This is a genomic window from Polaromonas sp. CT11-55 (assembly GCF_047303325.1).
GTDB lineage: Bacteria > Pseudomonadota > Gammaproteobacteria > Burkholderiales > Burkholderiaceae_C > Polaromonas.
Genome location: NZ_JBKBEX010000002.1, coordinates 179686 through 192979, shown reverse-complemented (window position 1 = coordinate 192979; position 13294 = coordinate 179686). Strand labels below are relative to the sequence as shown.

The 13294-nt window shown below is 63.5% G+C and carries 16 protein-coding genes; 9 read left to right on the top strand and 7 right to left on the bottom strand.

Annotation, left to right across the window (positions count from 1 at the left end; genetic code table 11):
- Nucleotides 1-6 precede the first annotated feature (6 nt).
- Nucleotides 7-882 carry an MBL fold metallo-hydrolase gene (locus ACEN8I_RS02710; RefSeq protein ID WP_413326017.1) on the bottom strand — a complete coding sequence of 292 codons (876 nt, stop codon included), beginning with the start codon at nucleotides 880-882 and terminating at the stop codon, nucleotides 7-9.
- 92 nt (nucleotides 883-974) lie between these two features.
- On the opposite strand from ACEN8I_RS02710, the gene ACEN8I_RS02705 reads away from it, so the two are divergent.
- From ACEN8I_RS02705 to gloA, 7 genes are all read left to right on the top strand, one after another.
- Complete coding sequence (locus tag ACEN8I_RS02705) at nucleotides 975-1304, top strand: ArsR/SmtB family transcription factor (RefSeq protein WP_413326015.1); 330 nt, start codon at nucleotides 975-977, stop codon at nucleotides 1302-1304.
- Nucleotides 1301-1735 carry a YeeE/YedE family protein gene (locus tag ACEN8I_RS02700; RefSeq protein ID WP_413326013.1) on the top strand — a complete coding sequence of 145 codons (435 nt, stop codon included), beginning with the start codon at nucleotides 1301-1303 and terminating at the stop codon, nucleotides 1733-1735. Before ACEN8I_RS02705 ends, ACEN8I_RS02700 begins: the two co-directional genes overlap by 4 nt.
- A gap of 10 nt (nucleotides 1736-1745) precedes the next feature.
- Entirely contained in the window at nucleotides 1746-2162 is a 417-nt protein-coding gene (locus tag ACEN8I_RS02695) for a DUF6691 family protein (RefSeq protein WP_413326011.1), read from the top strand.
- A 123-nt stretch (nucleotides 2163-2285) separates the two neighbouring features.
- On the top strand, nucleotides 2286-2585 hold the full coding sequence (locus tag ACEN8I_RS02690) for a hypothetical protein (RefSeq protein ID WP_413326009.1): 300 nt from the start codon (nucleotides 2286-2288) through the stop codon (nucleotides 2583-2585).
- Between the two features lie 23 nt (nucleotides 2586-2608).
- On the top strand, nucleotides 2609-2953 hold the full coding sequence (locus ACEN8I_RS02685) for an N-acetyltransferase (RefSeq protein WP_413326007.1): 345 nt from the start codon (nucleotides 2609-2611) through the stop codon (nucleotides 2951-2953).
- 112 nt (nucleotides 2954-3065) lie between these two features.
- On the top strand, nucleotides 3066-4784 hold the full coding sequence (locus tag ACEN8I_RS02680) for a hybrid sensor histidine kinase/response regulator (protein ID WP_413326005.1): 1719 nt from the start codon (nucleotides 3066-3068) through the stop codon (nucleotides 4782-4784).
- Nucleotides 4785-4932: 148 nt separating this feature from the next.
- Nucleotides 4933-5343 (top strand): lactoylglutathione lyase, encoded by a 411-nt coding sequence (gloA, locus tag ACEN8I_RS02675; protein WP_007864019.1) that lies wholly within the window; start codon nucleotides 4933-4935, stop codon nucleotides 5341-5343.
- Between the two features lie 27 nt (nucleotides 5344-5370).
- Here gloA and eda read toward each other — a convergent pair whose 3' ends face one another.
- The 3 genes from eda to ACEN8I_RS02660 all read right to left on the bottom strand — a co-directional run bounded on the left by eda (nucleotide 5371) and on the right by ACEN8I_RS02660 (nucleotide 8639).
- Nucleotides 5371-6027 (bottom strand): bifunctional 4-hydroxy-2-oxoglutarate aldolase/2-dehydro-3-deoxy-phosphogluconate aldolase, encoded by a 657-nt coding sequence (eda, locus tag ACEN8I_RS02670; protein WP_413326002.1) that lies wholly within the window; start codon nucleotides 6025-6027, stop codon nucleotides 5371-5373.
- Entirely contained in the window at nucleotides 6018-7835 is a 1818-nt protein-coding gene (gene edd / locus ACEN8I_RS02665; protein ID WP_413325999.1) for a phosphogluconate dehydratase, read from the bottom strand. Before edd ends, eda begins: the two co-directional genes overlap by 10 nt.
- Nucleotides 7836-8042: 207 nt before the next feature.
- A complete protein-coding gene (locus tag ACEN8I_RS02660) occupies nucleotides 8043-8639 on the bottom strand; it encodes an OmpA family protein (protein WP_413325997.1) in 597 nt (198 codons plus the stop codon).
- A 108-nt stretch (nucleotides 8640-8747) separates the two neighbouring features.
- Here ACEN8I_RS02660 and ACEN8I_RS02655 point away from each other — a divergent pair, with 108 nt between their 5' ends.
- The gene (locus ACEN8I_RS02655) at nucleotides 8748-9296 is read left to right on the top strand and encodes a gamma-glutamylcyclotransferase (RefSeq protein ID WP_413326381.1); all 549 of its coding nucleotides are present in this window, start codon (nucleotides 8748-8750) and stop codon (nucleotides 9294-9296) included.
- Between the two features lie 97 nt (nucleotides 9297-9393).
- Nucleotides 9394-9909 carry a superoxide dismutase family protein gene (locus ACEN8I_RS02650; RefSeq protein WP_413325995.1) on the top strand — a complete coding sequence of 172 codons (516 nt, stop codon included), beginning with the start codon at nucleotides 9394-9396 and terminating at the stop codon, nucleotides 9907-9909.
- Here ACEN8I_RS02650 and ACEN8I_RS02645 read toward each other — a convergent pair.
- The 3 genes from ACEN8I_RS02645 to ACEN8I_RS02635 are packed head-to-tail and all read right to left on the bottom strand — an operon-like array spanning nucleotide 9906 to nucleotide 13221.
- Nucleotides 9906-10457, bottom strand: a complete 552-nt coding sequence (locus ACEN8I_RS02645) for a nucleotidyltransferase family protein (protein WP_413325993.1) — start codon at nucleotides 10455-10457, stop codon at nucleotides 9906-9908. The two genes, ACEN8I_RS02650 and ACEN8I_RS02645, sit on opposite strands and share 4 nt — an antisense overlap.
- Nucleotides 10457-12751, bottom strand: coding sequence for a molybdopterin cofactor-binding domain-containing protein (locus ACEN8I_RS02640; RefSeq protein ID WP_413325991.1), 2295 nt, complete (start codon nucleotides 12749-12751; stop codon nucleotides 10457-10459). The genes ACEN8I_RS02645 and ACEN8I_RS02640 overlap by 1 nt, the downstream gene beginning before the upstream one ends.
- Nucleotides 12752-12762: 11 nt before the next feature.
- Entirely contained in the window at nucleotides 12763-13221 is a 459-nt protein-coding gene (locus ACEN8I_RS02635; protein ID WP_413325989.1) for a (2Fe-2S)-binding protein, read from the bottom strand.
- Between the last annotated feature and the right edge of the window lie 73 nt (nucleotides 13222-13294).

The window sequence follows — 13294 nt, the reverse complement described above, 5'->3', positions numbered from 1 at the left end:
GCCATCCTACGCAACTCCCAGCGCGTTGACCGGAATCTTGAGATAGCTGACACCGTTTCCCTCGGGCGGAGGCAAATCGCCCGCGCGGATATTGACCTGGATGGAGGGAAGAATCAGCGTGGGCATGCCAAGCGTGGCATCCCTTGCCGCGCGCATGGCCTCAAAAGCATCTTCAGAAATACCGTCACGCACGTGGATGTTGGCCTTGCGCTGCTCGCCCACGGTGCTTTCCCATTGCGGCACGCGTTCGCCGGGTGGGTAGTCGTGGCAGACGAAAATCCGGGTATGCGCCGGCAACTGCAGCAGCCTGTGGATGGAGCGGTACAGCTGACGGGCGTCGCCGCCCGGGAAGTCCGCGCGCGCTGTTCCCACGTCGGGCATGAAGAGCGTGTCGCCCACAAATACCGCGTCACCCGCCAGGTAGGCCATGTCCGCGGGCGTGTGGCCGGGCACATGCAGCGCGGTCATCTCCACGTCGCCTATCGCGAATGTCTCGCCGTCCTTGAACAGGTGGTCGAACTGGCTGCCGTCCGGCACGAACGAAGGCTCCAGGTTAAAAATCGCCTTGAACGTGGACTGCACGGCGCATATGTGTTCGCCAATGGCAATCTTGCCGCCGGTGCGCGCCTTCAGGTAATGGGCTGCCGACAGATGGTCGGCATGTGCGTGGGTTTCCAGAATCCAGTCGACCTGAAGACCTTGCTCCACCACATAGGACAAAACCTTGTCAGCCAGATTCGTATCGGTTCGCCCCGACTTGAAGTCATAGCCCAGCACCGGGTCGATGATGGCCGCCTGCCCTGTTCCGCGATCCGCCACAACATAGGTGACAGTCCCGGTCACGGGATCAAAAAAGGCCTGGGGATTGAGCGGGGTTTGCATGGACCGGGTTCTTTCATTCAAGGCGCATTCAAGGCGTGCATCTCTACATTATATATTTTCATATAATATTGAACACATCCCTGCGCATGGCCATGAAATCATCCCCTCCAGTTTTAGACACCGGGCAACTTCGCAACGCTGCCGCGCAAGCCGTGGGCGCGCTGAAGGCACTGGCCAATGAAGACCGCCTGTTGCTGCTCTGTCAGCTCTCGCAGGGCGAGCGCTGCGTGAGCGAACTGGAGCAGGACCTGGGCATACGCCAACCCACGCTGTCCCAGCAACTCGGTGTACTGCGCAATGAAGGCATGATCACCCCGCGCCGTGAAGGCAAGAACATCTATTACAGCGTAGCCGAACCCGGGACACTGGAAATCCTGACGCTGCTCTACCGGCTCTACTGCCCTCAAGGAGGAAAACCATGACCCTGGACTGGAACGCCTTCACACCCTGGCCCGCGCTGGCGGGCGGCCTGCTCATAGGCCTAGCCGCTGCGATGTTCGTGCTGCTCAACGGGCGCATCGCCGGCATCAGCGGAATTCTGGGCGGGCTGCTCAAACCGGTGCGCGGCGACACCGGCTGGCGCGTGGCTTTTGTCGCCGGGCTCATAGGCGCACCATGGGCCTACGCCGCGTTCTCGGCCTTGCCGCGTGTGCAGGTGGATGCCGGCTATGGCGTGCTGGCCGCCGCCGGATTGCTGGTGGGCATAGGCACGCGCTACGGTGCGGGTTGCACCAGCGGCCATGGTGTATGCGGGCTTTCGAGGCTGTCGCCGCGTTCACTGGCGGCCACGGCGGCTTTCATGGCCGCCGGTTTTGCGGTGGTGTTCCTGGTGCGCCACCTGTTCAAGCTTTAGGAGCAAAACCATGCTGATGTTGTCTTCCCTGCTGGCCGGCCTGGTGTTTGGCCTGGGCCTGATCGTCTCGGGCATGGCCAATCCGGCCAAGGTGCTCGGCTTCCTGGACCTTGCCGGCCCCTGGGACCCCTCGCTGGCCTTTGTCATGGCCGGCGCGATCGCCGTGGGTTTCCTCGCCTTTCTTCTGGCCAAAAAACGGCGCCTTTCCTTCCTGGGTGCCGAGATGAGGCTGCCGCCCGCGGGCCGAATCGACCGCAGGCTGGTCGCCGGCAGCCTGCTTTTCGGTGCGGGCTGGGGGCTGGCCGGATTCTGCCCAGGCCCTGGCCTCGTGGCCCTGGGCATGGGAGAACCCAAAGCCGCGGTGTTTGTGCTGGCCATGCTGGCCGGCATGGCGATCTTCGAGCTGCTCGAAAAGCGGCGGCCGTAGCCCGCGATACCCCCGATTCAAGCAAAATAAGCGAGGTCCCCCTGTCATATCTAGCAGGGTAAAGCTTGATTCAGCCTTGCGCGGCGCATAGACTGCGCGAACATCAAAAAAAGAAGTGATGCAATGACGACCTCTATGAACCACCATGCACCGGCCGCCTTTCCAGCTCTGCGCCAGCCCCTGGATGCTCCGGGAGCCGTTTTCCCCAACGGGGGATACCCCTTCGTTTCACCCCAGCAGGAAAATTTCATCGAGGAAATCACGCTGTCCCATCTGGACACCGCATCAAAACTGGAAAAAGTACAGGGCCTTCGGCACCACATCAACCTGCCGTCCGGATGCCGTGACGAGCGGTTCTTTGAGCAAGAAAAAAAAGAGACGAATTGGGTTTGGTGTTTGCGTTCGAGGTCCATCGGACCGTAATCGGCACCTTAAGACTGGTTCCCATGCACAAGGGACTGACATCACTTGAAGGGCTGCTGGCGCAGAGACAATTGGTCGACCCGGCAACCTGCCAAAGCAGCTGGGAAATCGGGCGCCTTGTATTGAATCCAGACTACAGGAGCGGACCCGATCTCGTGAAGAGATGCGTATTTCTCGGTGTTTCGTATTTCGCCCAGCACACCGATGGGCAACACCTCTTTGCCTCTTGCTCGCCCGTGCTGAGCCGTTTGTACAGGCGTTTTGGACTTTCCACCATCGTCAACAATTTACGGGTGGATGGAACGGACGGATTGTATGTTCTGATGCGTGGACGGGTCTCGGACGTTCTGAAAGCATCGGCATGCTGATGCACACGCTCCGTGGGCTTGCGCCATAGCGGACGGCGCTCTTTCGCATGGCACCCAAAAAACCGGCACCTGACTCAAAGAGTTTTGTGCACCTGGGGAGTTGAAAAAAAACATGAGTTGGTTCAAAAAGCTCTTTGGCTACTACGAGACCTACCATGCGCATGGCAGGCCGCTGCTTAAGTACATCGGCATCATTGGTGCGCTGACCTATGTGGTGTTTTACCTGATACGGTTCACGAAACCGAATCCTCGCCCTTACGACGATCTTGCAATTCGGCTGCCGGTTGTTGTCCTGTTCACCGTACTGGCCTTGAGAAGCCATTGGCCCGAAAAACTTAAAAAATACTACTTTGCCTACTCTTACTGGGCACTGATTTTTTGCCTGCCGTTTGCCAATGTATTTCTGTCGCTGATACGGCACGGAGGCATCCCGTCGATCTCCAATTGTTTTATCGCGCTGAGTTTCCTGGTCATGTTGACCGACTGGCGCAATACGATTGTCATGCTCTTGATCGGGGGAGGCGCGGCAACGCTGCTTTACACCACCATCACGCCTCATCCGGCGGTCCCCATGGACATGGTGGCCCAACTTCCCGCGTACCTGCTGATTCTTATCGGCGGCGCGGCATTCAAGCTCTCGGAGAGGCAGATAGATGCCGAAAAGCTGCGTATCGCGAATTCTCTTGCCGGGTCGATTGCCCACGAAATGCGCAATCCGCTGGGGCAGGCCAGAATGAGCCTGGAAAGCATCGGGAAGATACTGCCTGCCGCGGACACCGCAATTCCCGCTGAGCACGTTTCCCGTATGCGCCAGCTCGTCAGTATGGGGGAAATTGCGGTGCACAGGGGCCATCAGGTGATAGACCTGATTCTTGGGTCGCTCAAATCCAGTGCTGTAGACCGCAGCAAGTTTGAGTACATATCCGCCGCGAAGGCGACGCAAAAGGCAGTGGACGAATACAGTTTTATCGAGCGAAACGTCCGCGATGATTTTGGCAATCTGCGCGACAGAGTCACGGTGCGTGTCGTCAAGGATTTCGTTTTTTATGGTGATGAGACTGCCTACGTTTTTGTGCTCTTCAATCTGATCAAAAACGCTCTTTATTACCTCGGACAAAGGCCGGACGGGACCATCGTGCTGACGGTGGCCGATCACAAGGTGATCGTCAGGGATACGGGGCCCGGCATCTCCAAGGAGGTTCAGGCTCACCTGTTCGAGTCCTTCATGACTTCGGGGAAGGCCGGTGGGACGGGCCTTGGACTCTCCTATTGCAAACGGACCATGCAAAGCTTTGGGGGTGACATCCATTGCGATTCCGTGCAAGGTGAATTCACGCAATTCACGCTCACCTTCCCAGTGGCGCCGCAAACCGGGATGAACAAGGCTCCCGAGACCTTGCAAGCGTCAGTCCCCCCCGCCGCCAAACCGGTCATCTCCAGCGATGTGCTGGAAGGCAAAACCGTGATACTGGCCGAAGACGACGAACTGAACCGCTTGATGGTAGGCGACTGCCTGAAAGACTGGGGCTTGACAGTGCTGGAGGCCGAGGGAGGACGCCAGGTTCTGGCCCATTTGAACAATACGCCAGGCGTCGACTTGATCTTGATGGACATGAATATGCCAGGCCTGGATGGCGTGCAAACGACAAAAGCGATCCGTTCGCGGGACTGGGAGCATCAGGGCATTTTTATCCTTGCACTCAGCGGAAACTCCGATGAGCTTGATGTCAGAACAGCCCTCAGTGCGGGCATGAACGGCTACATCCTGAAAAATGGGGACATGAAGTCGCTGCGAGGAAAAATGCTGGAGGCACTGGCAGCAACACAGTAGCGCGCGAAATATTTCGATACGGCAAAGCCCATTTCAGCGAGATGCCCGAGATATACGTCGCCGCAGCCTTTGCCCCCGGGAGCAAGCCTGCAAGAGAATCCAAGATTGGCGACAATGGGCAAACCACGACTCACCGGCCCATCTTCCTATGCGACTCCTACACACCATGCTGCGCGTTGGCAATCTCCAGCGCTCCATTGATTTTTACACCCAGGTGCTCGGCATGAAGCTGCTGCGCACCTCGGAAAACCCCGAGTACAAATACAGTCTGGCTTTTGTCGGCTACGGCAACAACCCCGAGCATGCCGAGATCGAGCTGACCTACAACTGGGGCACCGACAGCTACGACATGGGCACGGCCTTCGGCCATATCGCGCTGGGCGTGCCGGATGCCTATGCGGCCTGCGAAAAAATCAAGGCCGCGGGCGGCAATGTGACGCGCGAAGCCGGCCCGGTCAAGGGCGGCACCACGGTGATTGCTTTTGTGACGGACCCGGACGGCTACAAGATTGAGCTGATCCAGCGAGCTGAAAACGCCTCGGGCGCTGGTCTGCGCTAAGAGCCGGGCTCTAACCCTTACTCGCCCTTATTCGCGCGACAAACGGCAAGCCTGCTGCGCCAGCGCCGTCACCTGAGCCCAGTCGCCGCGCGCCAGCACGTCGGCCGGCGTCAGCCAGGAACCACCCACGCAGACCACATTGGGCAGGCTTAAAAATTCCGCGGCATTGGCCGTCGAGACACCGCCCGTGGGGCAAAAGCGCACGTCGCCGAAAGGGCCGCTCCAGGCTTTGAGCATAGCCGGGCCGCCGGCCTGCATGGCCGGGAAAAACTTCAGTTCGGTCAGGCCGTCTTCCTGGGCCATCATGATCTCGCTGCCGGTGGCCACGCCGGGCAACAGGGGCAGGCCGGCATCGCGGCAAGCCTGGCCCACGGCGTGGGTGTAACCTGGGCTCACGGCAAAACGCGCGCCGGCCATGGCGCAGGCCTGGGCGTCGGCTGCGCTGCGCACCGTGCCCGCGCCGACAACAGCTTCGGGCACTTCGCGTGCGATGGCTTCGATGCAGGCCAGCGCCTGGGGCGTGCGCAAGGTGACTTCCAGCATACGTATGCCGCCGGCGACGAGCGCGCGCACCAGCAGCACAGCCTGCCTGGTATCTGTCAGCACGATGACGGGAATCACCGGCGCATCCTGCATCACCTGCAGTGCCGTCAGCTTGCTGCCGGGCTTGATGTTCACATCCACGATAAAGCTCCTTCTTCAGCCGTCAGCGCGTGGCGGCGCATGCCGGTAAACAATTCACGGCCCATGCCGACAGCATTGCCTGCGCGCAATCCGGCGGGCATGGTGTCCACGGGCCTGGCCGCCCACTCCGCCTCGGCCACCAAGACCTTGAGCTCGCCGGTGACGGCGTCGACACGAATCAGGTCGCCGTCGCGCACCTTGGCCAGCGGACCGCCGGCGGCCGCTTCGGGCGACACGTGGATGGCGGCCGGCACCTTGCCGGAAGCGCCGCTCATGCGGCCGTCGGTGACCAGCGCGACCTTGAAGCCCTTGCCCTGCAGCACGGCAAGCGGCGGCGTGAGCTTGTGCAGCTCGGGCATGCCGTTGGCCTGCGGGCCCTGCCAGCGCACCACGCAGACCACGTCACGGTTGAGTTCGCCGGCACTGAAGGCCTGGTGCAGGGCTTCCTGAGAATCAAACACCCGTGCCGCCGCCTCGATCACATGGCGGTCGTCGGGCACGGCCGAGACCTTGATCACGCTGCGGCCCAGGTTGCCCTGCAGCAGCTTGAGGCCGCCCGTGGCGCTGAAAGGTTTGGCGACGGGCCGCACGATGGTCTCGTCCTTGGAGTTGCCAAGCTCATGCCAGGCCAGGGCTGCGCCGGCCAGCGCCGGTTCGCGTGTGTATTCGCGGATGCCACCTTCTCGCACCGTGAGCACGTCTTCATGCATGAAACCGGCGTCCAGCAGCTCGCGGATGACCAGCCCGGGGCCGCCCGCGGCCTGGAACTGGTTCACGTCGGCGCTGCCGTTGGGATAGACATGGGCCAGCGTCGGCACCACGTCGGAGAGGTCGGAAAAATCATTCCAGTCGATCACGATGCCGGCCGAATGCGCCACCGCCACCCAATGGATCAGGTGGTTGGTCGAGCCCCCGGTGGCCAGCAACGCGACCATGGCATTGACGATGGCCTTCTCGTCAACAATCAAGCCTATAGGCGCAAAACGTTTGGCCTTGATGATGCCCAGCACGGTGCGCGCCGCCTCGCGCGTGAGTTCCTCGCGCAGGGCGTTGCCCGGATTCACAAAGGCGGTGCCGGGCACATGCAGGCCCATGGCTTCGAGCAGCAGCTGGTTGCTGTTGGCCGTGCCGTAGAAGGTGCAGGTGCCGGGGCTGTGGTAGGACTTGAACTCGGAATCCAGCAAGGCATCACGGCCGACCAGGCCCTGCGCGGCCTGCTCACGCACATGGGCTTTTTCCTTGTTGGGGATGCCGGAGGTCATGGGCCCGGCCGGCACAAAGACCGTGGGCAGGTGGCCGAACTGCAGCGCGCCTATCAAGAGGCCGGGCACGATCTTGTCGCACACACCCAGCATCAGCGCCGCGTCGAACATGTCGTGCGAGAGCGCTATCGCCGTACCCATGGCGATCACGTCGCGGCTGAAGAGGCTGAGTTCCATGCCGCTGGTGCCCTGGGTCACGCCGTCGCACATGGCGGGCACGCCGCCGGCCACCTGGGCCGTGGCGCCCAGCTTGCGGGCTTCGTCCTTGATGAAAGCCGGGTAGGCCTGCAAAGGCGTGTGCGCCGACAGCATGTCGTTGTAGGCGGTGACGATGCCGATGTTGGGCGCGCGCTGCGTCACCACCTTGAAGCGGTCGTCCAGCGGCATGCCTGCGAAGGCATGCGCCACGTTGGCACAACCCATGCGGTCCATGCCGGGGTCACGCGTGGAAGCCGCATGCAGTTGCGCGAGGTAGGCTTCGCGCGTGGGACGGCTGCGCGCGGTGATGCGGGCCGTGATCTCGGAGACTTTGGAATGAAGGGCCATGGTGGGGCTTTATGAAGTTTGGGTGGCGGGGCACCGGGTCGCCGTAACTTTATTACTGACTCTATGGTAACGGGTTACCGGCCATTTCACGCCAGTGTGGTTACGGTACGGTTACCAAACACTCTGCCCGCGAGGCGGTGCGCCGGGCGTCAGCCCTGCTCCTTTGCGCTTGTCAGCGGCCCGCTACGCCGCATTGCCCCCGGTAGCCTATTGCAGCGAGATCTCGACGCGGCGCGCCTCGGCGTCGTTGCCGCCGGCCAACTGTTCGGGTTTTCTGAGCTCGATTTGCCGCTCGGGAACACCCGCGGCCTTGAGCGCCTCACGCACGGCCACGGCACGCTGCCTGGCCAGGGCCGCGTTTTTGACGGTATCGCCCGTGGCGTCATGAAAGCCCGAGATGACCAGCGTGCGGCCGTCCTTGGCGGCCTTGACCAGGTCGGTCATGGCATCGACCGCACCGGCCGCAAGGTCGGCACTGCCCGACGCGAAATAAAAACGCACCACGCCCTGCTCGACCTTCACGCTGGCGGCATCGGCCGCGGCTTGCGAAACCTGGGAGGCCTGTATGGCCTGGCTGACCTCGGGAAGGATGGATGCCGGCGCTGCAGCCGCAGGTGCTGAAGCCGCCGGCGCGGGGACTGCCGCGGCAACGGCCTTTGCGGGAACAGACTGCGGGCCCGAAGGCAGGGCACGGTGCAAGCGATGCAGGCTGATGCCAATGACCAGCGTGATGACAAAAGCAATCAGGCCCAGAACGAGCGCCAACACCAGGCCCTGCTGGCCTTCATCGTCCTGAGAAAACATTACCGACTCCCGTCACAAAAACTCAGCCCATTGTAAAGTGCGGCTGTGGAAAATTCAGCCAAGCAAGCCGCCGTCAACGGCCTTTCCGTTTCCCGCAACCCTGACCACATGCTGGAGACCGTCATGCGCGAATGGGGCGGCAAGGATGACCTCTGGATATTCGCCTATGCCTCGCTGATCTGGCGGCCGGAGTTCGAGCATGCGGAGGAGCGCTTCGCCACCATCCACGGCTACCACCGCGCACTCAAGATGTGGAGCCGCGTGAATCGCGGCACGCCGGAATGCCCGGGTCTGGTCTTCGGCCTGCTGCATGGCGGCAGCTGCAAGGGCATGGCTTTTCGCATCCCGCGAGCGCAGGTGGAAGGCGCCCTGCCCGCCCTGTGGGCGCGCGAGATGCCCAACGGCGTGTACGACCCCAAGTGGCTGCGCTGCCAGACCGCCGACGGCGACCTGCGGGCGCTGGCGTTCACCTTGTCCAAGCGCAGCCCCAGCCACACCGGCGTACTCAGCGAGGATGCTTACCGTCGGATTTTTTCGGATTCCTGCGGGCGCTACGGCACCACGCGCGAGTACGCGCAACTCACCTATGACAAGCTGAAAACCCTGGGTATCCACGACCATGCGCTGGGCAAGCTGCTGGCGCTGGTTAACGGCTAGAGACCGTTTCAGTCTTGCCATCGCGGGCCATGCGGCCTACAGTGGGCTTTTCTCTCACTACCCCAACCAATCAACCAACCTGTCAGGAGACAGCTTCATGAACCACCTTCTCGCGCCGCTTGCCGCGGCCCTTGTGCTCAGCGCCTGCGCATCGACCATGAGCGGCCCGCGTGCCGTGGCCCAGCTGCAAAGCACCACCGGCAACACCGCGGCCGGCACTGTGAACTTCACCCAGAGTGGCGACAAGGTGCTGGTCTCGGGCGAGATCCGCGGCCTCAAGCCCAATGCCGAGCACGGCTTTCATGTGCACGAAAAAGGCGATTGCTCCAGCGGCGACGGCATGAGCGCGGGCGGCCACTTCAACCCCGGCGGCCAGCCGCACGGCAGCCATTCAGACATGGCCCATCATGCCGGCGACCTGCCCAGCCTCAAGGCCGACGCGGCCGGCGTCGCGAAATTCAGCTTTGAATCCAAAACCATTGCCATCGGCAGCGGCATGAACAACATCGTGGGCAAGGGCCTGATCGTGCACCGCGACCCGGACGACTTCAAGACGCAGCCCACCGGCAACTCCGGCCCACGGCTGGCCTGCGCGGTGATTGCGCTGACCTAAAAACGCTGGGCCAGCAAGGCTTCGGCGCGCTGCAGGTCTTGCAGCGTGTCGATGTCGGTGACTGCGCCCTCATCGAGAACATCGATAAAGCCGACGGCATTCAGCGCGGCTTGTGCCTGGACCACCGGGGACGCACCCCGGTTTCCCGTCAACGCCAGCAAGGCATCGCGGCAGGCGGCCGAAAACCCGACCGGATGGCCACGCGCGCCCTTGAACATGGGCACCACCACCGCATGCCGCGCCAGCGCATCGGCCACCGCCAGCAGCGTGGCAGCCTGCACCAGCGGCAAATCACCCGGCAACACCAGCCAGCCCGAGGCTTCGGGTGTGGCCCGCACGGCGGCCGCGATGCTGTCGCCCATGCCGGGGTGGCCCGCATCCTCAAGGTGCCAGGGCAGGCCGCTGGCGGCCACAGCCTCCAGCGTGCGCCCCAGCACCGGCTTGCCGGCCAGCAAGGCCTGCAGCTTGTGCGTGCCGCCGCCGGAGGCGGCAAAGCGCTCGCCCCGGCCCGAGGCCAGCACCAGCACCGTGGGCACGCCCTTACCCATCACGCCAGCTTGAAAGGCAGCTCGCGCGGCGCCGGCTTGCCGGTGAGCTTGGCGATGGCATTGGCAAAAGCCGGGGCCAGCGGCGGCAGGCCGGGCTCGCCCAGGCCGGTGGGCGCATCGGCGCTGGGCACAATGAACACAGCCACCGTGGGCATGTCGGTGATGCGCGGCACCGGGAAGTCACCGAAGTTGCTTTGCTCCACCACGCCGTCTTTCAGCGTGATGGCGGCGCCCGGCAGACACATGGACAGCCCCATGAGCGCCGCGCCCTGGATCTGCGCTTCGACGCTGGTCGGGTTGATCGCGAGGTTGCAGTGCACACCCGCGGTGATGGCGTGCAGCACCGGCGTGTTGTCCTTGACCGAGGCTTCGACCACATAGGCCACCACGGTGTTGAAGGACTCGTGCACCGCCACGCCCCAGGCGCGGCCCGCAGGCAGCGTGCGTTTGCCGTAGCCGGACTTGTCGACCGCCAGTTGCAGCGCGGCCGCATGGCGCGGGTGCTTGCTGCCGAACTGCTTCATGCGGTAGGCCACCGGGTCCTGCCCACTGCCGCGGGCAACCTCGTCGATCAGGGTTTCCATGACGTAGGCGGTGTGCGTGGAGCCCACGCTGCGCCACCAGAGCACCGGCACATTGAGCTTGGGATGGTGCACCGACAGGCGCATGGGGATGTCGTAAGGCTCTTTCATGCCTTCGACCATGGTGCCGTCCACGCCGTCCTTGACCATGAAGGCTTCAAACGGCGAGCCGGCGAGAATGGACTGGCCGACGATGACATGGTCCCAGCCCAGGATTTCGCCCTTTTCGTCAAAGCCGATTTCGGCACGGTGCACATGCATGGGACGGTAGTAGCCGCCCTTGATGTCGTCCTCGCGGCTCCACAGCGTGCGCACCGCGGCCGTCAACCCGGCGCCGCGCGCGGCCTTTGCGACATTGCAGGCCTCGACCACGTAATCGCTGGTCGGAATCGCGCGGCGGCCGAAACCGCCGCCGGCCATCTGCACATTCATCTTGACGTTTTGCGGCGCCACGCCCAGGGCCTTGGACGCGGCCATCGTGTCCAGGCCCGGCATCTGCGTGCCCAGCCAGAGTTCGGCTTTCGCGTCCGCGCCCTGGCCGCTGAGCTGCACGGTGCAATTGAGCGGCTCCATGGGTGCGTGGGCCAGGTAGGGAAACACAAACTCGGCGCTGATCTTCTTGGGAGCCGTTGCCAGCTTGCCGATGTCGTCCTTGTACTTGAGCGCGCCGGTCTTCTGTGCCAGCGCGCGGTAGCTCGCGAGCTGCTGCGCGCTGTCGACTTTCTCGACACCGCTGGTGTCCCACTCGGCCTTGAGCGCATCGCGGCCTTGCTTGGCGGCCCAGTAGCCCTCGGCCACCACCGCAACGCCTTCGCCGCCGCGGTCCAGCGGCACGCGCAGCACGGCCTTCACGCCGGGCACCGCTTTGGCCGCCGTGTCGTCCAGCGACTTGAGCTTGCCGGCAAACACCGGAGGATGGGCCACCACCGCCGTCAGCATGCCGGGCAGGCGCACGTCGATGCCATAGCTTTGGCCGCCACTGGATTTGGCGCGCGCGTCCAGCCGCCCCGTGGGCTTGCCGATGATGCGGAACTGCTTCGGGTCCTTGAGCGTGACCGCCTCGGGCACCGGCTGCTTCATCGCCGCTTCGGCGAGCTCACCGTAGGTCAGGCGCTTGCCGCCAGGGCCGATGACCACGCCTTGCTGGGTGCGCAGGCTGCCGGCGTCCACGCCCCATTGCGCGGCGGCGGCCGACACCAGCATGGCGCGGGTGCGCGCGCCGAGTTCGCGGTACTGCGTGTAGGAGTTCTTGATCGAGCCCGAGCCACCCGTAAGGTGCATGCCGAAAGCCGGGTCCACATAGGCCGGGTCGGCATTGCCGTGCTGGCTTTTGACCAGGGCCCAGTCGGCGTCCAGCTCCTCGGCCAGGATCATGGGCAGGCCGGTCTGTACGCCCTGGCCGAAGTCCAGGCGGTTGATGGTGACGGTCACCGTGCCGTCCTTGTCGATGCGCACAAAGGCCGAGGGCTGCTGGGTTGGCTTGAGGCTGGACGCCGCGGGCGCGCCGGCCGTCGCCATGGTTTGCGCCTGCGAGAGCAACGGAAAGGCGCCCATCGCAAAGCCGCCGGCGGTCGCGACCTTGAGGAAGCTGCGTCGCTGCAGGGCCGCGTCGGCGATGCCTTGCGCGGCATCCTGCGTCTTGTGCATCAGGGCCTGCAGGCCTTTGGGGAGCTGGCTGGCGATGTTGAGGGTGTCTGTGGAATTCGAATACATGATGTTCTCCTTCAAGCCAGGGTTTGGGCGGCGTCTTTGATGGCGGCGCGTATGCGCACATAGGTGCCGCAGCGGCAGATGTTGCCGGCCATGGCGCCGTCGATGTCGGCGTCGCTGGGTTTGGCGTTGGCCTTGAGCAAGGCGGTGGCGCTCATCACCTGGCCGCTCTGGCAGTAGCCGCACTGCGCCACGTCGTGCTTGACCCAGGCGTCCTGCACCGCCTTGCCGACGCGGTCGCTGGCCACGGCTTCAATGGTGGTGATTTTCTGGCCGGCGGCGGCCGAAATCGGCGTGATGCACGAGCGTATGGGCGCGCCGTTGAGGTGCACGGTGCAGGCGCCGCACAGCGCCGCGCCGCAACCGAACTTGGTGCCGGTCATGCCCAGCGTGTCGCGCAGGGCCCAGAGGATGGGCGTGGACTCGTCGGCGTTGACGGCGGTGTCCTTGCCGTTGATGTTGAGGGTGGGCATCGTGGAACTCCTTGAGGTTGTTGTTAGTGGGAAAAAAGCGGGGAAGAGAAGCAGCAAAGAGGAGCAGAAAAGC

Bases quoted from the DNA above. Each gene is read 5' to 3' on its own strand.
- ACEN8I_RS02710 (WP_413326017.1), bottom strand. From the start codon at position 882: ATGCAAACCCCGCTCAATCCCCAGGCCTTTTTTGATCCCGTGACCGGG.
- ACEN8I_RS02705 (WP_413326015.1), top strand. From the start codon at position 975: ATGAAATCATCCCCTCCAGTTTTAGACACCGGGCAACTTCGCAACGCT.
- ACEN8I_RS02700 (WP_413326013.1), top strand. From the start codon at position 1,301: ATGACCCTGGACTGGAACGCCTTCACACCCTGGCCCGCGCTGGCGGGC.
- ACEN8I_RS02695 (WP_413326011.1), top strand. From the start codon at position 1,746: ATGCTGATGTTGTCTTCCCTGCTGGCCGGCCTGGTGTTTGGCCTGGGC.
- ACEN8I_RS02690 (WP_413326009.1), top strand. From the start codon at position 2,286: ATGACGACCTCTATGAACCACCATGCACCGGCCGCCTTTCCAGCTCTG.
- ACEN8I_RS02685 (WP_413326007.1), top strand. From the start codon at position 2,609: ATGCACAAGGGACTGACATCACTTGAAGGGCTGCTGGCGCAGAGACAA.
- ACEN8I_RS02680 (WP_413326005.1), top strand. From the start codon at position 3,066: ATGAGTTGGTTCAAAAAGCTCTTTGGCTACTACGAGACCTACCATGCG.
- gloA (WP_007864019.1), top strand. From the start codon at position 4,933: ATGCGACTCCTACACACCATGCTGCGCGTTGGCAATCTCCAGCGCTCC.
- edd (WP_413325999.1), bottom strand. From the start codon at position 7,835: ATGGCCCTTCATTCCAAAGTCTCCGAGATCACGGCCCGCATCACCGCG.
- ACEN8I_RS02660 (WP_413325997.1), bottom strand. From the start codon at position 8,639: ATGTTTTCTCAGGACGATGAAGGCCAGCAGGGCCTGGTGTTGGCGCTC.
- ACEN8I_RS02655 (WP_413326381.1), top strand. From the start codon at position 8,748: ATGCTGGAGACCGTCATGCGCGAATGGGGCGGCAAGGATGACCTCTGG.
- ACEN8I_RS02650 (WP_413325995.1), top strand. From the start codon at position 9,394: ATGAACCACCTTCTCGCGCCGCTTGCCGCGGCCCTTGTGCTCAGCGCC.
- ACEN8I_RS02645 (WP_413325993.1), bottom strand. From the start codon at position 10,457: ATGGGTAAGGGCGTGCCCACGGTGCTGGTGCTGGCCTCGGGCCGGGGC.
- ACEN8I_RS02640 (WP_413325991.1), bottom strand. From the start codon at position 12,751: ATGTATTCGAATTCCACAGACACCCTCAACATCGCCAGCCAGCTCCCC.
- ACEN8I_RS02635 (WP_413325989.1), bottom strand. From the start codon at position 13,221: ATGCCCACCCTCAACATCAACGGCAAGGACACCGCCGTCAACGCCGAC.